Here is a 22,575-nt window from a genome sequence, read left to right on the forward strand (position 1 = left end):
TTCCTTAGCCAGATCGATATGCGCGGGTTTTTGGCTGCTAATGCCAGGGTGCGAACTGGCCGATTACTTCGACGGGGAGAATCCTTTGCCTGCACCCTCCTGTATGGCGATTCGCCGGTACCGTGCCGCAGCGTGTACGACGAGTGTTTGCCGCTTCATCTTGCTCGTGTTCCTGCTTCTTTCTGTTGCTTCGTCGGGCTGGTCGGCGGCTTCAGTCGATGTCCGGCAGCACTGCGCCCCGTCGGAGGCGAATCACATTGCGTTCGGGGCGCCGACCGAACCGGTGTCCGCTTCTTGTCGGGGCGTCGCTGTAGCAGGTTTCCTGCCCGGTTCGTCGTCGACCGTGCCGTTATCGGTAGCGTTGTTGGGACTGGTTGGCCTCTGTGCTGCCCTGTTGATGAGGGCGGTGCTCCGACGTCACAGCGGAGAGATAGCGATGCTTCGCTCCGCTCTCGAGTCGGTTGCCGACGGCATTTTGGTGACAGATCACGACGGCAACTTTCTGACGTTCAACCAGCAGTTCAAAGATGTCGTTTCCGGGTCTACACGCACTGGGGAGTCAGGGTCCTGGCAAGATGAGTTGCGATCGCTCTGGAAACAGCTACGACAACCCGCAACGCTGCTGGTGCAAGTGCAGCGTTTGGTTAAGGAGCCCAACTCCACCTCTGATTTTACTTTGGAATTCCAGGATGGCCGGATCGTGCAATGCCACACGCGGCCACTCAACTGTAACGACTCGGGCGGCCGCCGATATTGGTCGTTTCGCGATGTCACGGTGTCCCTGAGAACGGAGGCTGCACTGCGGGAAGAACGCCATTTGTTCCAAGTCCTGATTGATGAGCTGCCAATGTACATCTATTTCAAGGACCGCAAGAGCCGCTTCACCCGTCTCAATCCCGCGATGATCCGCTTGTTTGGCTGTACAGACGCAAGCCAACTCATTGGTAAATCGGATGCTGACTTCTTCACTGGAGAACACGCCGAGCAAGCGTACAAGGATGAGCAGGAGTTGGTGTGGGGGAAGCGCAGTCTGGTCTCCCAAGAGGAGAAGGAAACCTGGTCCGACGGGCATGAAACCTGGGTGCTCACGACGAAGCTTCCGCTGAGGGATGTGGCTGGCCGCATCGTCGGGACGTTCGGCGTGTCACGAGACATCACCGAACGTAAGCTGGCTGAGCGGGAGCTCCAGGCGGCCAAGGAGGCCGCCGAGGCCGCAAACCGCGCCAAGAGCGAGTTTCTTGCCAACATGAGCCACGAGATCCGAACGCCCATGAATGGTGTCGTCGGACTCACCGAGTTGTTGCTTGAGACGGACCTAAGCTCTGAGCAGCAAGGCTACCTCAGCATGTTGAAGCGGTCTGGTGAAGCGCTTCTGACGGTCATCAACGACATTCTCGACTTCTCAAAGATCGAGGCGGGAAAACTGGACTTGGACCCTGTAGAGTTCGATTTGCGCGATGCAATCATCGACACGCTCCGTGTGGTGGCGCAGGCAGCACAGTCAAAGGGCCTCGAACTTGCGTGCGATGTCAACGAAGCGGTTCCTGCCTCGTTTATCGGCGACCAAGCACGCCTGCGCCAGGTCCTGTTAAACCTTGTGAACAACGCGGTGAAGTTCACGCAAACGGGTGAAGTGGTGGTGTCTGTGGATTGGTCGAGCGACTTGAGCGACACTGGGGACCGCTCGCTGCACTTCACGGTGCGCGATACTGGCATAGGGATCCCGCCGGAGAAGGCGCAACTCATCTTCCAACCCTTCACCCAAGCTGACGGGAGTACGACCAGAAAGTATGGTGGGACAGGGCTTGGGTTGTCGATATCCGCTCAACTGGCAAAGATGCTGGGTGGGCGCATCTGGGTCGACAGCGAACTCGGCGTGGGCACGACGATGCACGTCACCATGGCGCTAGCGCCCACTCCGGTGGCTGCCCTTCTCCCAGTGCCTGACACAACTCGCGTGTACTTTGATCTCGAAGTGCTAATCGTCGACGACAACTCGACGAATCGTCATATCCTGGAACGCCAGCTCTCACACCGACAAATTCGGTCCGTCTCGTGCGGCGATGCAGCAGAGGCACTGTCAGTATTGAGTGAGCGCTCCAAACCATTCGATATGATTCTTACGGATTGCCACATGCCGGGGATGGATGGATTCCACTTGGCAAAGGAGATTCAGACCCGATGGCCGCACTACTGTGGACAGATCTTAATGTTGTCGTCCGCGGCTGATCTTGGGGATGCCATGCAATGCCGAACGTACGGTATCAGCAAGCACCTCCTAAAGCCAGTGAAGGGCCTTGAGCTTATCGCAGCAATACGCCAACTCATCGAGCAGCGCGACGAATTGGGAGGTCGCGCGACCGGCAATGGGAAGGTGTCTTCCACGAGCGCGAGGGTTGCTTCGGCAGGCTTGCCTGATGGAGTCCTCCTCCCATCACTTCGTATTTTGGTGGCGGAGGACAACGAAGTGAATCAGCGCGTCATCCAGCGCCTCCTTGAGAAGGTCGGCCAATCTGTCCATCTCGTGGACTGCGGCCGAAAGGCAGTCGAGGCAGCTGCTCGTGAGCAGTACGACCTCATTCTGATGGATGTGCAGATGCCGGATATTGACGGCTTTGAGGCGACTGCTGAGATTCGTTGTTTGGAGGGAGGTGGGCACCACCGTACGCCGATTTTGGCACTGACAGCCCATACCATGACTGGTGACAGGGAGAGGTGCATAGCGGCAGGCATGGATGGGTATCTTCAAAAGCCGATCGTCCTCAGGGAGCTGTACTTGGCCCTTGCGAACGTGAAGTTGCCGGCCAAACCCGCGCCGATAGCCAAGGGATTCGTCAATGAGACGGAGGGCTCGTTGAATCTGTCTGTATCTGAGCATTGAGGGCATGGAGTGGAGTGGCGTGCCAACGCCGTGGATCGTGTTCTCGCCCAAGTTGCGCTGGTTGAAGGCAGCCAATTGGTGGTCGGCCTTGGGGGCAACACGATTTATCGGGAACTGTGACTGCTGCGTTCCCGGTGTTCCCCGAAGCACATAGCGGGTTGGATGATGAGTGGCCGATTCCCACCCTTGACGCCACTCCATCCCAGCATCATCAAATTCGTGTCTCGCAGAAGACTTGACCGCGCTATCCGTGGAGAGTGCCTGTTGCTCCTTGGCTGTGCCTGTCATCCGTGTGAGGTCAGGAATAGCCAGTGCTTATCGCCGCGAGCGCCCGCAGACGTTCTTCTTGAGCGTCATTGAGCCTTGTTCATGTTTAGGAGTGGGGATAGTTTTATCGTGAAAGAAAAGAAATGTGGGGCGTAGGATGATTGCAGTTTGGGAATTGAACAGCCGTGATAGACTCCATTCAGGAGATGCTATTGTGTCTCCGAACGATGTACTCATTCACGGCCCTCGGCTTCCCCAAGGGCCACTTTTTTGCTTGATAGCGGGGTGAACCGATCAGGGGGGGCCCAGGCACTCACGAATCTGAAGTTGACCCGCTTAGGATCTTGGCGGTCGGCGTACTCTTGGTATGCCCGAATAAAGACCCTCACGGTCTCGTCCAAGGACTACGAAGTAACTCCCGTTCGTGCCCTTGGTGCTCCTGGGAGTAACAGATCGTCGCTTGTTATCCCGTCCTGTGCTTCTCCGTCGTCAAAGAGTATCCTGCTTGGTTATGACTGTCCAAATGCGTGCTGTTGTAGCTTGTGCATTTCGTTGAAGAGTCGTTTTTCGTCGTCGGTCGCCAAGCTGATCAACTCGGTGGCGGATTGACGTATGAGGTTGAACTCGTATGCTGTTATTCGTTGGTCGATTCGTAACGAGAGTGCATTGCTGAGTCGTTGTAGTGCAATCCCCAATGTCGTGTGTAGCGTCGTGATCTGTTCCTGCAGATCAGCGATTTGTTCCTTGATGGCATTTGCCTGCTCCTGAAATAGTAGGATGGCGCCATCGACGCCTCCTATCAATGCGGCTAACCGATCCTCTGTGTAGGGCGCCTCAGGAGTAAAGTGCGTCAGTAATCCCAATAGGGCCTGGTACTGTTCTGTCGGTTCGATATCGGGGTGCTGCAGCAGTGGACATGCTGTTGCCAGTCGGACATCGAGTTCGACTGCGCAGTTGCGGAGAATGACACTTGCTTCTTTGTAGTCATTGAGGGCGTTGCATAGGCCACTGCTGCGACTCATTTCTTGCTGTACACCTCCGTCACGGTCTTTTCTGCTGCTGCGAGCGCCTCGGGGGGAACCTCGACGCCCTTTTCACGCCCAAGTTTCCCCAGTGCTGCCTTGACCGTGTCGAGAGCTTGTGTCTTGGTCAGCTTTATTCTCTTGGCCGAATTCGTGATCCTCGTTATCGACGTGGCCCATCTGATGGTGCCAGCGTCTGCTCGCTTGCGACGCCGTGCGGTAGCTCCTGTGACCTCTACGAGCTCATATGTGATGCCAAGGTTGTTCAATGCCGAGACCTCATCACGTAACATGGTGATGAGTTGGTCGAGGAGTGCTTGTCTCTTGGCGGTTAAGTCGTTGATTTGGTCGACAATAGATGCCATCTCAGCATGGTATCACCTGGCGCCGATGTCTTCGCGTGGCCATTGGATCGTGATGGCATCCCAGCAATCGCCGCCGCCGGGTGTACCAATGGCTGTGAAGGGTCCGGTCAGGAAGAATGCTTCGTCGTCACCATCCTCGCCAGAATACGCCGTGCCGTGCGGCTCCGCATCGTCAGGTTTGGATAGGTGAATCATGCCGCCGTTCCACAACCGCTTGAATGCCGACAACAGCTCACGAACGTTCGCCTCGGCCCCTAGTATTGCCTGAATGGCGTCTTCCCAGTCGTGCCAGTCGCCTTGGTGTTCTTCATCTGGGGTGCGAAAGACGACGGCGAGGATGGCGTAATCGATCCTGTCCGATAGCGGAACATCATGCATTGGGCATCAGCTATTCCTACGGTCAGAGTGTCGCAATAGGGGCTCGTTGTCAACTTGCGCTATGCGCAATGCCGTGACGGAAATATACATATGTAATTGTGAAGAAGATGGATTCAAGGTAGATAGCTGGTTATCCCGTCGCCAACGGCGTGGTTGTGTCGTAGGCTGCGTGATCCCGGCACCCTCGTTGTGGACGTGGACGAGGCAGCCGGAGTTCCCGTAAGCTATTGACATCACTTGACATACACACCGATTGTGTCTAGTATATGGATACAGATTATTAATTTGGCATTCCCATGACCAAACGCATTAACATCGTGCTGCCGGAAGCCACGATCCAAACCATAGATCGGCTGACCAAGCCGGGCCAGCGCAGCCGCTTCGTAAATGACGCAGTGCGGCATTTCGTCGCGCACCAAAGCACAGAGGCCCTCCGCACTCGCCTTGAGCGGACGTCCGTGAGGGATCGGGACTTGGACGGAATAGTTTCCGCTGATTGGGCTGCCATGGACCAACAAGCATGGCGACACCTCGACAAAGAGGAGGCAGCTCAAAAGTCAGATACCCCAAGCGTGGCGAAATCTACCTCACGACGCTCGACCCGACGGTAGGCCGGGAAATCAAAAAGACCAGGCCTGCCCTGGTCATCCAAAACGATATTTCAAACCGTCTCACCGGCTTGACCATCGTGGCGCCCATCACATCCACGGTAAGGTTCCCCATCAATCCCGTCCACGTCTTGCTTCCTGCCGACGACCGGACCGGCCTTCAGTTGACGTCTGCCGCCTTGCTCAATCAGATCCGCGCCGTTGATCGGAGCCGTCTTTCACAGCGCATTGGAATGGCCGATGCAGAGACCATGATGCAGGTCGACGAAGCCATTAAGGTCAGTCTGGGGCTGCTTGAGCTCTAGTCTGCGGGTCAGGTAAGCAACGACCATGAACACCAAGCGCGCAAACACAACCAGGAGGCGGGATGATCCCCAGCGGAGCTTTCAAATTGGCCAACGACTAAGCAGGTGGCACCACGCTGCCAGCGAGATATGTGAGTGGCGCGACCGACTGGGACGGCCGATCGATTTTGGAATGCTGGAGGTCGCGATTGGACTCCGAGCATTTGGCTTCGCAATCGTCGCGGCAAGCGAAGGGAAAGGCGCCCAGTCACCAATTGCTCCCTACGTAGACGTCAAACTCCCAATCAACCGGCCAGTGCGAGACCGTCTGCTCGGACGCCTCTCCCTTCCCTTGCCGCAGCATCTGGTGATAGAGCACGCACTTCGCGTCTTTTACTCCATGCGACCCACTCCCAAGATCCTGAAGCTGGCCCTGAGGCCGTTGAGGAGAAGTGCGACCACTCGCCTCTCCTTTCACAACGGAGCATATCGCGTCAGAAAGGCTCTGTCGCTGCGACCGCCAGGTTTACATCGGCCCAGCGTGTTTCAACTACGCAATGAGATCCAGGATTTCGCTGTCTTTCTCCGCCACCGTTTTCTGACTGATAGGTGAGTCCACTATCCCGTTTTATGCAACTTAATCGGATTCAACGAGGCTTTAGAGAAGTGCCCGTCCAAGACGACGACTTGCAGCCTATTTTAGACAACGGTCAGGTGATCTATTGGCAGTGTGCGCAAGGGGCGGAGGAGCCGCCGTGTATCCCCTGCTTGGAGATCCGTCCTCCCGCCAGTCACTCTAGGATGTCAAGAATGGCGGGTGCATTTATAGGTCGCCGAAGCAGCATTGACTACAACATTGACGAACAACAGGACCGTAAGGAAAAGGCGCTCGCCGGCATTCGGGTTAAGGCATCGCCCGGCCGCCGAGTATTGCGCAGTCTGTGCTGCGAGATCCTGGCACAAGCCCTACTGATCGGATTCGTCGGAATGTGTTGAGAAGGCTGTTGCCGGTGTAGGCGTTTGACAGATTCGCCACAGTTGCTATGCTTCCTTCACTATTAACTCTCGACATTTATGTCTCAACTCACAAAAGAGCACTTTGACCAGGTCATTTCCACACTGGCCAGCAAGAAGCAGGTCGAGCAGGTAGCGAGCCAGGTTGATGACCTCGCACGAACTACAAGCGGCGGCCTCGAAGATGTCTTAGGCCGTCTGGACGTGCGAACACGAGTCGAGAAGGTAGAAGCCCAGTTGCAGAGAATAGGCGAGGCGCTTCACCTCAAACTCTGAAGCCAACAGCAAAAAAAGGCAGGGAAGCCCCCTTGCCTTTTTTGCTGTTTGGGCAACTGATAGGATAGGTGCAGACCTGTTGGAAGCGAGTCGCCGTTGGCCCACCTGGTCGCTCCGGTATCAGGCCGTTTCTTGCGGTCTGGTGCGGCGTCCGTGAACTGTACTGACGCGTAGGAGAACCCTATTCAGTACAACTCCTCAATGTCGACGTTCAGGGCGTCAATCAGTTGGTCGATAAGGACCTGACGCTTTAATGTTAGATCCCGGATTTGGTCTATAATCACCATTGACGGATCAAAACACCTGGAGGGCGCAGTGAGGTCGCCTCTTTGCGACCTCACTGCGAGGGAGATGCGGCCTCGCGACCACTACGGTTACCAGTCTGCCCGCAGGAGGCCGTGACGCCCCAACAGGCGAATCTGTTGTGACCTCCGGGTGTTCTGAGGCAATTCTCATCTCAACTATGCGGGCTACTGGATTGAGACCCCGACGGCCTCTCATCATCTCCGCCAGGCAGTACGCTTAAATAAGCGGAGAATTGACGGTCGAGAACTATCCCTGCCTTAATCCGAAGGCATCGCGACAGCCAGCATGGTTTTTGGTGGCCCCAAGGGAACGTTATAGGCCGGGTCCATATTCCCTTGACTACAAATCTTGACAATTCTTCGTCGGAGTCTTAGTATTCACATTAAGGTGTATTTACGGCTTAGTCAGATCGACCGCGCTATCCTTACTGCGAGTAGAATTACCGCGATGAAAATACCTACTCCAAAGGCAGCGACACCAATACCCTTGTCAAGATTGCTAGCTCCTGCTCCCGCCACAGCCATCGCGACGAGTTCACCACCTTGTCCGAGGACCGCTCTCCAGCTTGATCCATGTCGTTGAGGGGCCGACAGGGTTGTTTCCACACCATACAAATGGAAAAGGCCCATCCGCGCCGGATTCTTGACCGCCGCCTGCCTGGTATCAAAGAGACTACAGGCGCGAGAGTTAGGATGAAGCCATCCGATTGGGTGATTGAGAAGCTTGGTTGCCGAGTTATCGCACCGCGGCCACTGCGGGCCATCAGCGTCTACTCGCTCCCAAACACAAAACTTACATTCAACACAGCGCTTTTGGGTGTTCGGCATGACTGACGTCTCCAATGCTGGATACCCATCTGTTCTGCGAACAGATGGCCTGACGGTGCGACTAACACCGTCAGGCATTCTCCAGATCCACCACCACCACTCCACTCGGAGTGGTGTTTCATTCCAGTCCCATCCTCAATCTAATGGTGATTGCCAATGCTGGCAAGGTCAAAGAATGCGATCGATGCGGCGGTGAAGGATTGTTCTCGGAAATGCGCCGGGCCTGTGATAGACTACCTGCATTTTACGAACCTGCGAGGCAGATACATGAAAGTAACTCCAGAAATCGACCCGGACCGAAAGCGGAAGATTCTACAGTACTGCCGATTCCATCCAAAGGCGACGGTTGGCGACATTGCCGGCAGCCTCCGCAAATCAGAGGCACAGACGGCCAGGTACCTAGAAACATTACAAGCTGACGGTTCGCTCACTAGGAGATGGGTCGTCAATATGGATGAGCTGGGATGGTGCCACAAATACAGGATAGATGTTCGAATCAATCCGCGAGAGCTCAATGAGAGTAGAGACCTGCCACCATCGGGAAGCGAGTGGGGTACCACGAACCCACAGGAGATGCTCGCCCACTATCTGATGGACCAGTTCATGGAGGCGGAAGACGCCAAGGCCGCTCCAGATGCCATCATCGAGGATGTAACGATACTTCTTGGTGATCCGGCAGACTTATGCATATTAGTTCGAGTGAAGGATCCTCGAGCATTGTACACATTCATTACGGAAAAGGTTCGCGGCACCTTGGGTGTGGAGAACACCAGTACATGCACTGAGGCTTGGTCGGCTGCTTCCGCAAGGGAACGAAGGAAGGACATGAACGGCGACTCGGGTAATTCAAGCGACACTCATCCGAGGATAGAGAAATAGTCCGCAACTACATGATCCAACCAGGTTTGTGGGATTCTCTGCTTCTCTGGAGACAACAGCCGCCTCCGCGTCTTCGTCGTCGGTTACGCACCAGACTCGGTCAGCACAAGGAGGTGCAGCCTGTTGACAACCGGGGCTTGACGAGAAACTGTTCGCATTGTATGCTGACAGTGGGTATGAATGCACTAGCAAAACGGATTCGGGAGCTGCGAGATCTGAAGGATCTCTCTCTCCGCGAGTTCGCAAGACAACTCGGGAATATTTCGCCAGCACACGTGTCGGACATCGAGAACGGGCGGCGGAATCCATCGGATGAACTACTCCGCAAGATGGCAGTCGTTTTAGGGGTGGAGTTTGAGGAACTTCACAAGCTAGACGATCGCCTCCCGCTTGAGGAACTCCGAAATGCATTGCGCCTGGATCCTGCCTTGGGATTTGCACTCAGAAAGATGACCGAAGAGAAGGTCTCATCGGAGGAGCTTCTAACGCTTGCAGCAAGGAAGCGGGCGAGCGGGGAGGAAAAGAAATGAAGGTTTTTCGATCCAGACGCGGACCATTCCAAGAGCAGCCGTACTATGAAGACGCCGAGATCGAGGCGATCTGTCTTGATGAGCTCCGACAGTTTGGACTTCTTCCATCCCAACCGGAGCCAATCCGCGTCGAGCGGTTTGTCGAGAAGCGATTCGATGTGACCGTTGAGTCCGCCGACTTGCCCGAAGGCATTCTTGGGTTCACTGAATTCACCGCCAGCGGAGTTAGTAGGATTTTCGTATCTGCTCGACTGGAGGAAGAAGGCAGCAAGACCTCAGAACGTCGAGTGCGTAGCACAATCGCACACGAGGCCGGCCATGGGCTTCTCCACGCGCACTTGTTCGCTATCCAGAACACCGCGCCGCTATTTGCAGACAACACCGACCCCAAAGCGCCGAAGGTCCTCTGCAGAGAGGGCGGGGCCGATCCAGCCAGGCGCAACTACGGCGGCGAATGGTGGGAGTTTCAAGCTAACGCTGCAATGGGTCATCTGCTTGTACCCAAGCCTCTGTTGCCGATCGCAGTTGGTGACTACTTGGTTCCCGCCGGGAACCTCGGAGGCAAGTGCATCAATCCGACACGATACGAAGCAGCCGTGCGGGCAGTGGCAGAGGCATTTGATGTCAATGCAATTGTAGCCAGAATCCGTCTTGAAACGGCTTACCCGGCCAAGAATGACAAGCAGCTAATGCTGTAAATTTTTTTGCCCTTGGTGTTCGCACTGTACGCGTACGCTGCAAGGCTGTATCAATTATTAATGCTGCCAAGCGCAGCAAGGAGAATCACAATGACAGAACAACAAAAAGAGCACGATCCTCACGTCGTGGAGATCGTCATCGATCGCGTGGAGTACAAATCGCCGACCCAAACCACCGGTGCCGCACTCTACGCCCTGGGGCACGTAGCGGCAGGATATAGACTATTCCGCGAATCGCCGGGCCCGCGGGAAGACGAGCCAATCGCCAACGACCAGACGCAAGTCAAGGTCCACGCGCATGAGAAGTTCTATTCAAGCCCCGGTCAGATCACCCCAGGAGGCGCCGATGAGTAGCACTGAGGCGGCTCAGCAGTTACTTTCAGATGAGGATCGCGCTCATCTGGAGCTGAAGGGCTATGAGTACGACGTGAGCCAGACCAATGGTCTGGTTCACGTCATCATAAAGAATTTCAACTTACCGCCAATCTATACCCCAAACGTTACGGATTTGCTCCTACGACTCCCTCCGAACTTTCCCTTGGCCAAGCCTGACATGTTCTGGACCTTCCCGCATGTTCGGCTTGCCAATGGAGCGTTCCCGAACAGGGCGGATCAGTTCGACGTGAGTTATCAGGACCGGCAGTGGCAACGCTGGTCCCGTCATTTCGAAGGGAACTCTTGGCGTCCAGGTTCAGACAACCTTCGGAGTTTCCTGGCTACCATTCGAGGTGAATTGGAGAAGGGGGCCTGATGCGCTACACACTAACCTTCGCCGAGCAGCAATACGAAGAGCTCATGCTTCATTTGTTCAATGGTGATGACCGTAGAGAACGGGCTGCGTACCTGCTCTGCGGTATCTCGACGACAGCAAGTGAGACCCGGCTCCTGGTAAGGCACAGCATCCCGGTTCCGGAGCCAGTAGTCTTGTCTTCATCCGAGACCCATATTTCCATTCCTGCGGAATCTTTCCTTCCTGTCCTAAAGGCTGCTGATGAGCAGTCGGCCTGCTTCGTGTTCGTTCATTCGCACCCGGAACATGTACCGGACCACTCGGCTCAAGATGACCGAGAAGAGCCTGGACTATTTCGGACTGCATACAACAGAATCGCGTCCAAGAACGCGATCCATGCAAGTCTGGTCTTCAGCGGGCCCGACCGACCTCGGGGAAGAGTCTGGCTGGACGGTGGAGGCACCGCTGACGTCGATCTGGTTCGTGTCATCGGATCCAGATTTCGGTTCCACCATAGGGCAAACGGGGAGCCGATAGATACCTCCTATCACGATCGGCAAGTGCGCGCCTTTGGGACAGATATGCATACGCAGTTGAGCCGTCTGACGATTGGGGTGATCGGAGCAGGCGGTACCGGCTCGGCTGTCATCGAGCAGCTCATTCGGTTGGGTGTGGGACGGATACTTGTCGCCGACGGGCAACAGTTGGCGAAGTCGAATGTTAGTAGAGTTTATGGCTCCGGTGTTTCGGATGTGGGAGCATTCAAGGTCCGCTTGACGGAAGAGCTAAGCAAACGCATCGGCTTGGGAACGCAAATTGAAGTGATAGAGCGGCCGATCACCTACCAGTCGGTCATGAAGCAATTCCGAGACGTCGATATCATCTTCGGTTGTACTGACGATCAATGGGGGAGGGCCATCCTCGGGCGCTTTAGCCTGGAGTACTGCATTCCTGTCCTAGACTTGGGCGTGAAGATTGACTCCGCCGACGGTACCATTCGATCTGTCGTCGGCCGCGTGACGACCTTGACGCCGAGCTCGGCATGCCTCTTCTGTCGGGGACAGATCACTCCGGAAGGTGTCGCCGCCGAGATTCTAGCGGAACTGTCGCCTGACGAGGCCGCTACGAGGCGGCGCGAGGGTTACATTCCAGAGCTACCAAACGAGGAACCATCTGTGATTCCGTTCACGTCCGCGACCTCCGCACTCGCGATCTCCGAACTCCTTCACAGACTTACGGGATTTCGCGGGGATGACAACGCGATTGGTGAATTGCTGATTCGGTTCGACCATGCCGCAATCCAGACACCAGGGCCAAGCAGGATCCCTGACTGTTGGTGTAGCAACGTATCATTAATCGGTCGAGGGGACCGCGCGCGGTTCCTCGACCAAACATGGAGACCTGAATAATGATTGAATTCCTAAAGAAGCTTTGGAGGGAGCTTCGAAGGCGACGCAATGTTGGGCGAGTCGTCGTCGTTGAATCGGTGAACGACGTTCCTCAGAGTCTGGATGGAGATGTCTATCTGGTTCGCCGCGGGGGGTTGGATAGGCGAGTCGTCATGAACTGTCCCTGTCGATGCAAGCGGCGAATAGATGTAAGCCTCTCTGGAACTGAGGAGCCTCATTGGACCGTCGAGCTAGATGGTGGAAGCATAACGCTGTGGCCGTCGATCTGGCTTAGGCAGGACTCTTGTCAAAGCCATTTCTTCGTGAGGGGCGGGAAGATCATATGGGTATAGCTCAATCTTCTTCTGCCGAAGGACTTCAAGGAGCTGTTACCCAGCGCGATTTGGAGCATAATTAAACAGAAAGGAGCCTAACATGAGTAATCTGCGCAAATTCACACTGACTCACAATGAGTCAAAAGACAATTGGTCGCTCAAGCAAGACGAGACAGGCAGAGTAGTCAGGAACTTCGAGACGAAGGCGGAAGCCGTTAAGGGCGGAGTTCTTGAAAACGTGCTTGGTGCGGCTGGAGGATCGGTCAAGATTCAGAAAGAGAACGGCCGAATTCAGGAGGAGCGCACCTGTCCCGGCAGCAAGAATCCAAGAGAATCAGAGGGATAGCATCGCCGGGCCGAGCACGGACGCCCGACGCTGAGTCGTGCTCTATGGCCGACCGTGGAGTGGTCGGCATCGGGGCAGGGGCGACAGCAACTCTACTCTGGGAGGCGGCGCTCGCCACGATAGCTTGCCGTACCCATTAGGAGGTGGTGTATCAGGGGTGGATATTAGTACTCTGCCGGTCTCCAATCGTGTCACGGTCGGCAGCCGCATTTACAGGAAGAGCCTGTCGGATGAACAACGGTACCTCGGCACGCAACATGCTGCCAGCGATCCAGTGAGTAGTATTGCAGACCGTAATGGGCCTGTGACGGTCAGGATGGACGGCGTTAGGGAATGGGAGCTCAAATGGATAAGAATCTCAGGGCGGTTTTAGCCAATTGTATCCGCAAAGTCTGCCTGGAGAAGGCTCGGATCGGGGAATTCCAAATCGACGACGCGGCGACGCAAGTGATACGCGAGCTAAGCACCGCGGACGGCGGTGAGTGGAAGGTGCTCTGTGACCACTTCGCGGAACGAGGCGTGACTCGCTATGTCAAAAAGGAGATCGCAAGAACTCGACCCGCCGACTCGGCGCAACTGTCGCTGCCTGGACTGGAATCACTGCCATTATTGGTCCTGTCCGACAGGACAGCAATTTTCGCGCAGCAACTTGTCTATGATCGCTACCGAGCCGAGTTGAGGCGATTGGAGCGCAAGATCGAGTCATACAAGTACAAACGCCGCAAGTCGGAATACCTAGAGCAAGACATTCGGCAGCTTGAGGAAATGAAGAGGTTCGATCCACGGTTCTCGCAATATGCAGCCGAGGATCCGGGGCTCACGTTGGGAGAAGCAAAACGGCGAGAGGGCAAGGACCAAGAGGCACAAAGCAGCACTCGCGGTCGACGGATGCGCGACAGCCATCGACCTGGTCGAGATTCACATAGGGAAAAGTCTAGAACCTAACTGCTTGGTGATCTCAAGGCTTCTTGTAAATGGGAGACACTGCTGTTCCGCCTTCGTGTGAGACCATCTCAATCGGAGGCGTTTGGGCTCCACATCCGGAGGCGGAAAGGCCGAGCCTCTTGTGTCCTCCCGGCACCTTGGTGGAGATTTTCATCTTAGCTATCAGGAGTGCCGGATTGCGACCCTGACGGCCTCTCGCCATCTCCGCCAGGCCGTCGGCATAGATAAGCGGAGAATTGGTAATTGAACGTGGGCAATGCACAAAGGCGGAGTGTTGTGGCCGCCAGAAGCACCCTCGTTGTGGACGTGGACGAGGCAGCCGGAGTTCCCGTAAGCTATTGACAACACTTGACATACACACCGATTGTGTCTAGTCTCCCGCCCCGCGATTTTCTTGGACACTGATTTGAAGGAAGGAGAGTCAGCATGTCCAGCAACAAGCAAGCGGTCCCGGGGGGCTCGGAGGGAGCCCGAAGGGCGACCGGAGAGGCCCCCGGGACCGGCCGCCGAGGCAAGGGCCGCTGGTCGGCCAAGCGCAAGATGGCGGTCGTTCTTGAGCTCCTCCGCGGCGAGGATCTGGAGAGCTTGAGCCGTAAGTACGCGGTCACAGCCGCCACGCTGTCCGATTGGCGCGACGCCTTTCTCGCCAGCGGCGAGGCCGGCCTGAAGATCCGCGAAGACGATCTGGTCGATGAGCAGGGCCGGCGCATGAAGTCCGTCATCGCCGAACTCGCCATGACCGTCGAACTGCAGCGCGAGCGCATCCAGCAACTGGAGAACGCCAACCCTTCTCTGAAGTGGAGGTCGAAGCGATGAGTCAAGCCCAGTCGCCCTCCACCGGCCGCAAGTACGGGCGGGCTCGCGTTCTGGCCGTGTGGGGCCAGCCACGCTCGACGTTCTATAGCCGGCAGCAGAGAGCAAGGCAGCCCGCGGCTTCCCAGCGCCGTGGTCCGAAGACGAAGTACACAGATGCCGAGTTGTTGGAGCAGATCCGCACCATCCTGGCGGCCTCGCCCTTCCATGGCGAGGGACATCGCAAGATCTGGGCGCGACTGCGGGCCCAAGGGGTCCGCACCTCCAAGCCACGTGTGCTCCGACTGATGCGAGCGAACGAACTGCTGGCGCCGCAGCGGCTGCTTGCGCCGGTGGAGCAGAAGTTGCATGACGGTTCCATCCTGACCAGCCAGCCCAACCAGATGTGGGGCACCGATGCCACCGCCACCGTCACCCTCGCCGATGGCCAGGTCACGGTCTTCGCCGCCATTGATCACTGCACCGCCGAGTGCGTGGGGATTCACGCCGTCAAACGCGCCACTCGCTTTGAGGCGCTGGAGCCTTTGCGCCAGGGCGTGCGTGAGTACTTCGGCGCCTTCGGCCCCCAGACCGCCGCCGGTTTGCGGATACGCCACGACCATGGCCCGCAATACATGAGCGACCACTTTCAGAAGGAGCTCCGCTTTCTCGGCATGAAGTCCTCTCCGTCCTTTGTCCGCGAGCCCGAATGCAATGGCTGCATTGAACGCTTCTTCCGCACTCTCAAAGAACAGCTCCTCTGGGTGCAGCACTTCCAAGACCTCGAAGAACTGCAGGCCGCGCTGCGCGAATTCCGCGATCTCTATAACCGCGAGTGGCTGATCGAACGTCTCAGCTTTCAGTCTCCGCGACAAGCTCGCGAGCGCCTCCTTGCGCTCCAGCATGCCGCATGATTATGGTGAATTTACTGTCCAGGAAATCGCGCGCGCAACACCGATTGTGTCTAGTATATGGATACAGATTATTAATTTGGCATTCCCATGACCAAACGCATTAACATCGTGCTGCCGGAAGCCACGATCCAAACCATAGATCGGCTGACCAAGCCGGGCCAGCGCAGCCGCTTCGTAAATGACGCAGTGCGGCATTTCGTCGCGCACCAAAGCACAGAGGCCCTCCGCACTCGCCTTGAGCGGACGTCCGTGAGGGATCGGGACTTGGACGGAATAGTTTCCGCTGATTGGGCTGCCATGGACCAACAAGCATGGCGACACCTCGACAAAGAGGAGGCAGCTCAAAAGTCAGATACCCCAAGCGTGGCGAAATCTACCTCACGACGCTCGACCCGACGGTAGGCCGGGAAATCAAAAAGACCAGGCCTGCCCTGGTCATCCAAAACGATATTTCAAACCGTCTCACCGGCTTGACCATCGTGGCGCCCATCACATCCACGGTAAGGTTCCCCATCAATCCCGTCCACGTCTTGCTTCCTGCCGACGACCGGACCGGCCTTCAGTTGACGTCTGCCGCCTTGCTCAATCAGATCCGCGCCGTTGATCGGAGCCGTCTTTCACAGCGCATTGGAATGGCCGATGCAGAGACCATGATGCAGGTCGACGAAGCCATTAAGGTCAGTCTGGGGCTGCTTGAGTTCTAGGCCGCAGGCTGGATTTCCTCCATCCCAGTCAATGTCCTGCCTCAGTCGTGTTGGTCGATTGGGGGTGTACCTTGAAGCTCACTAGACGTACGAAGATAGAATATCCACATCTCACCTTCCACGAGCAGTGTTGAAACGATACGATATCCAGCCGAGGCAAATTGCTTGATTGATTCGCTGAGCTCTTTTCCGTCTTCGAGTCCAACGTAGTAGTCTTCGTGGGCTTGCTCGTCACGGCGCTTCCGATAGACTTCTAGCTCGTGTTCGTATCCCATGGCTACTTTTTGCTGTAGGCGTCAGCGACGGTCTGCTCAGCCACCGCCAGAATCTCAACCGGAACCTCGACGCCCTTTTCCCTTGCGAGCTTGTCCAATGCCGTCCTGACTGCCTCTAGGGTTTGAGCCTTCGACAGCTTGCCTGCTCTCGAGGCATTGGTGATACGGGTGATGGACGTTGTCCACCTGATCGCTCCGGTATCAGTCCGCTTCTTGCGAGCTGGCGCGACGTCCGTGACCTGTACTAACGCGTAGGAGAAGCCGATTCGGTTCAACTCCTCCACGTCGACTTTCAGGGCGTCAATCAGTTGGTCGATAAGGGCCTGACGCTTCGATGTTAGATCTCGGATTTGGTCTATAATCGCCATTAACGGATCATAACACCTGGAGGCGCAGTGAGGCCGCCTTTTTGCGACCTCACTGCGAGTGAGATGCAGCCTTGCGATGGGATTGGAGGCTCCACCTCATCTCTATGCATCCCAACAGGAACAGCCTGCCGGGGTGCCAACTGCCGTGAATGGCCGTGTCAGGAAGAACAACTCATCGTAAGCATCATGTCAAGGAAGCGTGCGCAGCATTTCCTCGGTGTCCCCGGTTATTGCGCGGACCCGGCCGAAATATCCGTAATTATCACCATGAAGATTGGGTGGCTCCGCATTGTACGCCAGAAACCAGATAGCCCTGAGCACATTATGCAGGAAGCAGAGAATCTCATCGATATCAGCCTTTAGCGTCTTGCGGTAAAGCGCCTCAATGGACTGGTCGTCTTTGAAAATAATGTGGGCGATTTGGTTTCGGATCGGTTTGTAGATCTCTTCAAACTTGGTCTTGTGCGGTCCCAGAGCTTTTCTCAGGGCCCGCAGATCCCGAACGGTAGGCTCCCAGGCGTTCTCGACATATTCGTCGAGCCAAGGTGGGTTCGGCTCAGTGCCGGGTACGGCGAGCTTTCGTGCGCGTAGCGCAGCTTTGCTGAAGAACTCGGGGTGCGCAGTTGTGGCGTTCAAGACTTGGTAGATGGAATGAAGTCTAGGGTCCGAATCGAGTATGCGCGCCAGAACTATGAATAGACTGTTCTGGAGACTGAACGAGGTAATTCTCCAGAAATCGGGATGGCGGTTAACCCGCATCGCCAAATCTGAGTCCGAGGCAACAATAAGGGTGATTGTCCGGTGTGTGTAACAGCTGACCATAGCCGCGTTGACATCGTTGCGAATGATTTCGTAGTCTCGCCAGTATTCCTCTTCGGTTAGCGGAAACTGTCCCGCCGGTACGGGCATCATTTTTGGATTGTAGCGCCTGTCTACCCGCCACTCTGGTTGGCCTGCCCGACTGTGTGCGCCATTCGCTGAGCAGTGTGCGGTAATGGTGGTCCTGCCTCGTGAAGCCGCCTAAAGTCGGCCTGCACCCGGACGCAAAGCTCGACGCTTCTTCATACTTTTGGGCGAGGAGCGCCTGATGCGGGGGACGAATCTACATGGAGGCAGGCGGGTCAAAGGACAATACGGTCTTGGCGGCGCCGAGGCATCAAATTCTCTGCCGACGTGGATTTAATGCAACGTTAATGTCGCCAATCCCGCCAGATCCCGCCACATGATGACACCATCGCGAGGCTATTTAGTGATTGGAATCAACAAGCATATTCCGCCAACTGAGATGTGGCGCGATAGTGGCGCGATCCCGAACGCGTAGCGACGTTGACTCTATGCGATGTGGTGGGCACAGTAAGGATATATGAACGTCGTTGACTCCAATAGCCCGCAGCATGGCGAGTGAATCACATTCTACTGGGCTCGGAGGCCGCGATATTCGCTACATTCAAACCAAGTATAGATAGGAGCTGTGATGCCCGCTTACATTCTCTCGTATGACCTGAACAAGCCTGGACAACACTATGCTGAACTCATTGCCGAGTTGGAGCGGTCCACAGACTGGTGGCACTATCTTAAGTCCACCTGGATTGTCATACGCTCCGAAGGAACCACTGCGGCACTGGGAGAGACTCTGGCGCGTTTGATCGACGAGAATGATCGACTCTTGATTTTAGCCGCAAAAGGACCAGCAGCAGGTTGGTTGACGGAAGATGCGTGGCAGTGGATCAACCAACACGTCCCTGCCTGATGCTTGTCGCCAAGAGGGCTTGTCCCCCGGAGGCCATGACACCACAACTGTCGAATTCATTGCGGCCTCCGGGTATTCTTGGGAAATTCTCATCTTAACTATGAGGGCTACTGGATTGCGACCCCGACGGCCTCTCGCCATCTCCGCCAGGTCGTAGGTATAAACAAGCGGAGAATCGGCGACTGCGAGCCTCGCCGGGACATGAATCCGAGTATGTCGAAACAGCTGGCGTGGCCGTTGGAGGATCTGGGAGTAGATGAGTGGTGTGCACGACGGCCGAGTGCAAATGGATCGTGAGCCGCCGTTCGCCAATCAATCCAACTCATGCCGCACCCCGAGCCGCTATGGCGGGAACTTCCATGCGACGGGTCTCTGACGAAGCTCAGGACGAATCCGCCTCTCACTTCCAACCCCCTCACGTGATAGGGGTTTTTGTTCGTGGTGTCCCCCGAGGTGGTGTTCGCAGGCGACGCCGTCCGGTTCTGGTTTGGTTGTAGGCATGGTTCGTCTAGCTGCTCACGGCTGCCCTGGCATAGATATTCGATGGTCGCCCCAATCATGCCCGCACCCAAGGCGGCACTCAGGTTCCATCCCTGGAGAGCCCTATCCTCCGCCTAGGTAACACCAGCATAAGCAGCCAATGGATTGCGGTCTAGAGTAATCGTTCGCAGCCGAGAACGGTGATTTACCAACGACAGCTAGGCTCAGGTAACATGTCCTCGTGAGGCAATACGCGATAGCGGAATAGTTGACATCAGACATCGGAATGCGCATCTTGGATATGAGTAGTGTCGGATCGAGACCGTGCCGGCTTCAATCCGTCCCCGTGAGGGCGTACACACGGAGCAAGGAGATGGCCATTTCGCGAAATGGACGGTGACGCTGTGACTGTATGTCGACCAATAGCTCGATAATTATTCGAGGGAGGACGGATTCGACTTAGGATCACCAAATGCTCGGATCTGCGAACAGAGGATATCTTTCGCGGCCAATCGAGCGATACCATGCGCCTTGGACACATCCGTGGGCGGTGCAGTGCCACTATGGATAATGGTGCTGCGCACGTCGTAAGCCCAAACGAGATCACGAGCGCGCGATTGCCGTTCCTCGTCCGCCAGGCGGGTGAGGTTACTTAGGATGAGCTGGCGGATGCGAGATCGCAAAGAGGTGTCGCGGCGAAATAATATCTCTCGCTCCAGGGCGCTGAGAGCATGCCACTCCTCCGTGTCCTTGTCGAATTGCAGTTTCTGTCCAGATAGTGCCGCCTGAAGCGAATCGAGCAACTCGTTCGCGATCGGGTGCTTCATTGCAGGTGTCGTTAAAACCTCTAGGGCCATGATGTAAGTGAGAAATTGCGAGCGCATGGAGTGCTCGATCTGAGCATCGCAAAAGAGCTCTACAGCGGTGCGCAGTCGTGGGTCCGCGTACAACGCTGCCGCGTTAGGTGCAAGTATCCCGTCGCGGAGGTGCGGCTCAATGCTCTGAGCCGACAAGGACTGGATCAGTGCCCCGCCAATACCCACCTTTGCCAGACGGATGTTTTTCCCGACGGAAACGACGCTAGGTAGGTTCGCATTGACAATACCATGGACAGGGCCATTGCTCACCAGACCACACGACCGCTCGAGATCCAACGCAGCCTGAATTGGATCCGTGGTGATGGTCACTTGATCAAGCTTCATCTCCGCCTGGAAAGGAATGCCAACACTAACGGCCATCCATGCCACCGCACCCCAGAGGTGTGGCAGGAACGCCTCCGCTGCTTCAACGGTTGTGAATGGCTCGGCGCGCAAGACAAGGTACGGGTTCTCATCAATGACGCGAACGATCATATCTCCGAGGTCGATTGCGAGCGGCGGGTCCAAACCAGTAATCTGATGGTGAGTGCGGATCGGGAATCGTAACGCGAACCTATCAGTCATTTGTCGTCCCCAAGCTTGGCGCAATCTCTCGCCACGTCGGGTACCCAGGTCGAGTGTAAACAGGATGACATTCAGGGAGGGTTCAATCTGGTTGCGCAGAGCCAATGCTCAAATGGGCACCTGGCGACCTCAAACCATCTTCTCTCATTGACCAGTGAAAATCCAGAGAATAGGCACAATCACGTCTCGTGTCGGCGAAAGGGGTAAAGTGCATGTTCGAAAGGCGGGAGTCAGCGAATCCCTGCCGGGTTTTGCCCCTGGATTGGACCAAGTCGCAGGACCTATGGAAGGCTTATCAGCAGAAGGCTGTAGAGGGCACTGGTTCTGATTGAACTGGATTCTCACTTTCAACCCCTTCACCAGTCCGGGGTTTTTGTTCGTGGCGTTCGCGGGAGACGGCGTCCGGTTCCGGTTTGGCCGTAAAGCATGGTTTGCCTACTCACTCACGGCTTCCCTGACATACATATTCGAGAGGATTCAACCAGGAACCGCTGCACCCGCGCCGCCGATCATCTCGTATCTGTTGAATCATTCTTGCCCGGAGCACCACCATCCCCGCCGCCATTGCGGTCGGGAAGGATGTGAACGGCGGCGGTAGAGGGAGGGGGAGCTTGCCCGGGTCGCGGCGGGAGATCCGGCACCCAGTATCCCTACGGCGACCCAGACGCTAAGCTGCGGGTAAGAGAACGGGGCGTGCCAAGTCTGAGCCAATCCAGCCAGTAATCGGCGAGCGGTTTGCCCGCCGCTGGATCGCGCTTGCACGGCTAGGGCGTGGCGCCTAAACCTCCCTGCGGATCATCATGTGGTGGCTGGGGTGATGCAACTGGAGTGTCTCCCGGAGATGCTCCTTACTCACGTGGGTATATCGCTGCGTCATTGCGATCGAGCTGTGCCCTAACACTTCCTGCACAACTCGAATATCCGCCCCATTTCTCAACAGAAGCGTGGCAACAGTGTGGCGCACCATGTGTGGCGTCAACCGCACTTTGATGCCGGCTTCGGTGGCAAGACCGGCGAGCACCCGAGCCACGCCTTGGGTGGACAAAGGCCCCCCAGTCGAGTTCACAAAGAGTGAATCGTGCCCGAGACTCATCTTCCGTCGATTCGGTAGATACCTGCCAAGTGCTGCCAAGGATCTTTGATCTGTGAGAAAAGCCATACGATGCCTGCCCCCTTTGCCTTTGACATGGATGCTCCGCTCGTCCTCGTTCCAATCCACAATGCTCAGTGTCGCCAGCTCCCCAACTCGCATTCCCGTCGCAAACAGGACTTCCAGGGCTGCAAGATTCCTGCTGGCAAGGAACTGTGCATCTCTTGGCGCAGAGATGGCAGCTATGGGGCCAGACACCCGCAGCCAGGCTGCCTGAAGGAGGCGCGTGGCATCAGCAATGGGGATATTGCGGGGTAGCTTTTGCTCCTTGGCAAGATCGAGCCGAATCCTCCAGAGCGGTGAGCTGCCTAGTGTTCCCTTTCGGACCCAGTACCCGAAGAAGACCTTCAACGTAGCGAACTTGCGCCGGACGGACTCAGCAGCATACCCGTCAGCCACCAGCAGTCGCGCCCACTCCTCCAGTGCCTCGGCCCGAATCGCTTCGAGGGACGCCTCTTTGTCGAAATGCGACTGGAACTGCCTTAGGTCAGTGGTGTAAGCAACCTTGGTTTTGTCGCTCCGCTTACAGGTCGAAAAATATCCTTCGACAAACTGGATGGCTGCGTCTTTGATTATCATGTCGTCTTTCTCCTTGGTTCTAGTAGGGATGGCCTCGGGTAG

Annotated in this window: 20 protein-coding genes and 1 pseudogene; 14 read left to right on the forward strand and 7 right to left on the reverse strand. The window is 56.2% G+C overall.

The genetic code is table 11. The features are described 5' to 3' along the window. The first annotated feature begins 436 nt into the window (after positions 1 to 436). Positions 437 to 2,881: a response regulator gene (locus ACR9Y2_RS07160; protein WP_435040378.1), complete on the forward strand. Its 2,445-nt coding sequence runs from the start codon at positions 437 to 439 to the stop codon at positions 2,879 to 2,881. Between the two features lie 776 nt (positions 2,882 to 3,657). Here the strand turns inward: ACR9Y2_RS07160 and ACR9Y2_RS07165 are convergent. Genes ACR9Y2_RS07165 through ACR9Y2_RS07175 form a run of 3 tightly spaced genes read right to left on the reverse strand, consistent with a single transcriptional unit; the run spans position 3,658 to position 4,913 of the window. Further along, positions 3,658 to 4,170, reverse strand: coding sequence for a hypothetical protein (locus ACR9Y2_RS07165; RefSeq protein WP_435040379.1), 513 nt, complete (start codon positions 4,168 to 4,170; stop codon positions 3,658 to 3,660). Further along, positions 4,167 to 4,535: a hypothetical protein gene (locus tag ACR9Y2_RS07170; protein ID WP_435040380.1), complete on the reverse strand. Its 369-nt coding sequence runs from the start codon at positions 4,533 to 4,535 to the stop codon at positions 4,167 to 4,169. Before ACR9Y2_RS07170 ends, ACR9Y2_RS07165 begins: the two co-directional genes overlap by 4 nt. Positions 4,536 to 4,547: 12 nt before the next feature. Further along, positions 4,548 to 4,913, reverse strand: coding sequence for a hypothetical protein (locus ACR9Y2_RS07175; RefSeq protein ID WP_435040381.1), 366 nt, complete (start codon positions 4,911 to 4,913; stop codon positions 4,548 to 4,550). A 520-nt stretch (positions 4,914 to 5,433) separates the two neighbouring features. On the opposite strand from ACR9Y2_RS07175, the gene ACR9Y2_RS07180 reads away from it, so the two are divergent. The 12 genes and pseudogenes from ACR9Y2_RS07180 to ACR9Y2_RS07235 all read left to right on the forward strand — a co-directional run bounded on the left by ACR9Y2_RS07180 (position 5,434) and on the right by ACR9Y2_RS07235 (position 16,489). Then, positions 5,434 to 5,826 (forward strand): type II toxin-antitoxin system PemK/MazF family toxin, encoded by a 393-nt coding sequence (locus tag ACR9Y2_RS07180; protein ID WP_435040382.1) that lies wholly within the window; start codon positions 5,434 to 5,436, stop codon positions 5,824 to 5,826. 2,558 nt (positions 5,827 to 8,384) lie between these two features. Then, the gene (locus ACR9Y2_RS07185) at positions 8,385 to 9,107 is read left to right on the forward strand and encodes a hypothetical protein (RefSeq protein ID WP_435040384.1); all 723 of its coding nucleotides are present in this window, start codon (positions 8,385 to 8,387) and stop codon (positions 9,105 to 9,107) included. Positions 9,108 to 9,268: 161 nt separating this feature from the next. Beyond that, positions 9,269 to 9,637 (forward strand): helix-turn-helix domain-containing protein, encoded by a 369-nt coding sequence (locus ACR9Y2_RS07190; RefSeq protein WP_435040386.1) that lies wholly within the window; start codon positions 9,269 to 9,271, stop codon positions 9,635 to 9,637. After that, complete coding sequence (locus tag ACR9Y2_RS07195) at positions 9,634 to 10,335, forward strand: ImmA/IrrE family metallo-endopeptidase (RefSeq protein ID WP_435040387.1); 702 nt, start codon at positions 9,634 to 9,636, stop codon at positions 10,333 to 10,335. Before ACR9Y2_RS07190 ends, ACR9Y2_RS07195 begins: the two co-directional genes overlap by 4 nt. Positions 10,336 to 10,425: 90 nt before the next feature. Beyond that, positions 10,426 to 10,689 carry a hypothetical protein gene (locus ACR9Y2_RS07200; RefSeq protein ID WP_435040388.1) on the forward strand — a complete coding sequence of 88 codons (264 nt, stop codon included), beginning with the start codon at positions 10,426 to 10,428 and terminating at the stop codon, positions 10,687 to 10,689. Further along, positions 10,682 to 11,086 (forward strand): E2/UBC family protein, encoded by a 405-nt coding sequence (locus ACR9Y2_RS07205; protein WP_435040389.1) that lies wholly within the window; start codon positions 10,682 to 10,684, stop codon positions 11,084 to 11,086. Before ACR9Y2_RS07200 ends, ACR9Y2_RS07205 begins: the two co-directional genes overlap by 8 nt. Continuing rightward, positions 11,086 to 12,474, forward strand: a complete 1,389-nt coding sequence (locus ACR9Y2_RS07210) for a ThiF family adenylyltransferase (protein ID WP_435040390.1) — start codon at positions 11,086 to 11,088, stop codon at positions 12,472 to 12,474. Before ACR9Y2_RS07205 ends, ACR9Y2_RS07210 begins: the two co-directional genes overlap by 1 nt. Before the next feature lie 152 nt (positions 12,475 to 12,626). Next, positions 12,627 to 12,806 (forward strand): DUF6527 family protein, encoded by a 180-nt coding sequence (locus tag ACR9Y2_RS07215; RefSeq protein WP_435044827.1) that lies wholly within the window; start codon positions 12,627 to 12,629, stop codon positions 12,804 to 12,806. Between the two features lie 82 nt (positions 12,807 to 12,888). Further along, positions 12,889 to 13,134 carry a DUF2188 domain-containing protein gene (locus tag ACR9Y2_RS07220; protein WP_435040391.1) on the forward strand — a complete coding sequence of 82 codons (246 nt, stop codon included), beginning with the start codon at positions 12,889 to 12,891 and terminating at the stop codon, positions 13,132 to 13,134. Between the two features lie 345 nt (positions 13,135 to 13,479). Then, positions 13,480 to 14,079: a hypothetical protein gene (locus tag ACR9Y2_RS07225; RefSeq protein ID WP_435040392.1), complete on the forward strand. Its 600-nt coding sequence runs from the start codon at positions 13,480 to 13,482 to the stop codon at positions 14,077 to 14,079. Between the two features lie 426 nt (positions 14,080 to 14,505). Further along, a pseudogene (locus tag ACR9Y2_RS07230) lies at positions 14,506 to 15,785 on the forward strand (IS3 family transposase). 311 nt (positions 15,786 to 16,096) lie between these two features. After that, positions 16,097 to 16,489 carry a type II toxin-antitoxin system PemK/MazF family toxin gene (locus ACR9Y2_RS07235; RefSeq protein WP_435040393.1) on the forward strand — a complete coding sequence of 131 codons (393 nt, stop codon included), beginning with the start codon at positions 16,097 to 16,099 and terminating at the stop codon, positions 16,487 to 16,489. Positions 16,490 to 16,766: 277 nt separating this feature from the next. On the opposite strand, the gene ACR9Y2_RS07240 is transcribed toward ACR9Y2_RS07235, so the two are convergent. Next, entirely contained in the window at positions 16,767 to 17,132 is a 366-nt protein-coding gene (locus tag ACR9Y2_RS07240; RefSeq protein ID WP_435040394.1) for a hypothetical protein, read from the reverse strand. Positions 17,133 to 17,321: 189 nt separating this feature from the next. Then, on the reverse strand, positions 17,322 to 18,044 hold the full coding sequence (locus ACR9Y2_RS07245; protein ID WP_435040395.1) for a hypothetical protein: 723 nt from the start codon (positions 18,042 to 18,044) through the stop codon (positions 17,322 to 17,324). 562 nt (positions 18,045 to 18,606) lie between these two features. Here ACR9Y2_RS07245 and ACR9Y2_RS07250 point away from each other — a divergent pair. Further along, on the forward strand, positions 18,607 to 18,882 hold the full coding sequence (locus ACR9Y2_RS07250) for a hypothetical protein (protein ID WP_435040396.1): 276 nt from the start codon (positions 18,607 to 18,609) through the stop codon (positions 18,880 to 18,882). A 914-nt stretch (positions 18,883 to 19,796) separates the two neighbouring features. Here the strand turns inward: ACR9Y2_RS07250 and ACR9Y2_RS07255 are convergent. Both ACR9Y2_RS07255 and ACR9Y2_RS07260 read right to left on the reverse strand, forming a co-directional pair. Then, complete coding sequence (locus ACR9Y2_RS07255) at positions 19,797 to 20,804, reverse strand: hypothetical protein (RefSeq protein ID WP_435040397.1); 1,008 nt, start codon at positions 20,802 to 20,804, stop codon at positions 19,797 to 19,799. A gap of 778 nt (positions 20,805 to 21,582) precedes the next feature. After that, on the reverse strand, positions 21,583 to 22,533 hold the full coding sequence (locus ACR9Y2_RS07260; RefSeq protein ID WP_435040398.1) for a tyrosine-type recombinase/integrase: 951 nt from the start codon (positions 22,531 to 22,533) through the stop codon (positions 21,583 to 21,585). Positions 22,534 to 22,575: the final 42 nt, after the last annotated feature.

The sequence above is a fragment of the Paludibaculum fermentans genome, from assembly GCF_051172195.1.
GTDB classification, from domain to species: Bacteria; Acidobacteriota; Terriglobia; order Bryobacterales; family Bryobacteraceae; genus Paludibaculum; species Paludibaculum fermentans_A.

Coding starts and splice junctions, on each gene's coding strand:
- ACR9Y2_RS07240 (WP_435040394.1), bottom strand. CDS start 17,132: ATGGCGATTATAGACCAAATCCGAGATCTAACATCGAAGCGTCAGGCC.
- ACR9Y2_RS07250 (WP_435040396.1), top strand. CDS start 18,607: ATGCCCGCTTACATTCTCTCGTATGACCTGAACAAGCCTGGACAACAC.
- ACR9Y2_RS07180 (WP_435040382.1), top strand. CDS start 5,434: ATGGCGACACCTCGACAAAGAGGAGGCAGCTCAAAAGTCAGATACCCC.
- ACR9Y2_RS07260 (WP_435040398.1), bottom strand. CDS start 22,533: ATGATAATCAAAGACGCAGCCATCCAGTTTGTCGAAGGATATTTTTCG.
- ACR9Y2_RS07215 (WP_435044827.1), top strand. CDS start 12,627: ATGAACTGTCCCTGTCGATGCAAGCGGCGAATAGATGTAAGCCTCTCT.
- ACR9Y2_RS07165 (WP_435040379.1), bottom strand. CDS start 4,170: ATGAGTCGCAGCAGTGGCCTATGCAACGCCCTCAATGACTACAAAGAA.
- ACR9Y2_RS07210 (WP_435040390.1), top strand. CDS start 11,086: ATGCGCTACACACTAACCTTCGCCGAGCAGCAATACGAAGAGCTCATG.
- ACR9Y2_RS07195 (WP_435040387.1), top strand. CDS start 9,634: ATGAAGGTTTTTCGATCCAGACGCGGACCATTCCAAGAGCAGCCGTAC.
- ACR9Y2_RS07225 (WP_435040392.1), top strand. CDS start 13,480: ATGGATAAGAATCTCAGGGCGGTTTTAGCCAATTGTATCCGCAAAGTC.
- ACR9Y2_RS07255 (WP_435040397.1), bottom strand. CDS start 20,804: ATGACTGATAGGTTCGCGTTACGATTCCCGATCCGCACTCACCATCAG.
- ACR9Y2_RS07175 (WP_435040381.1), bottom strand. CDS start 4,913: ATGCATGATGTTCCGCTATCGGACAGGATCGATTACGCCATCCTCGCC.
- ACR9Y2_RS07205 (WP_435040389.1), top strand. CDS start 10,682: ATGAGTAGCACTGAGGCGGCTCAGCAGTTACTTTCAGATGAGGATCGC.
- ACR9Y2_RS07220 (WP_435040391.1), top strand. CDS start 12,889: ATGAGTAATCTGCGCAAATTCACACTGACTCACAATGAGTCAAAAGAC.
- ACR9Y2_RS07160 (WP_435040378.1), top strand. CDS start 437: ATGCTTCGCTCCGCTCTCGAGTCGGTTGCCGACGGCATTTTGGTGACA.
- ACR9Y2_RS07245 (WP_435040395.1), bottom strand. CDS start 18,044: ATGATGCCCGTACCGGCGGGACAGTTTCCGCTAACCGAAGAGGAATAC.
- ACR9Y2_RS07200 (WP_435040388.1), top strand. CDS start 10,426: ATGACAGAACAACAAAAAGAGCACGATCCTCACGTCGTGGAGATCGTC.
- ACR9Y2_RS07185 (WP_435040384.1), top strand. CDS start 8,385: ATGCTGGCAAGGTCAAAGAATGCGATCGATGCGGCGGTGAAGGATTGT.
- ACR9Y2_RS07235 (WP_435040393.1), top strand. CDS start 16,097: ATGGCGACACCTCGACAAAGAGGAGGCAGCTCAAAAGTCAGATACCCC.
- ACR9Y2_RS07190 (WP_435040386.1), top strand. CDS start 9,269: ATGCTGACAGTGGGTATGAATGCACTAGCAAAACGGATTCGGGAGCTG.
- ACR9Y2_RS07170 (WP_435040380.1), bottom strand. CDS start 4,535: ATGGCATCTATTGTCGACCAAATCAACGACTTAACCGCCAAGAGACAA.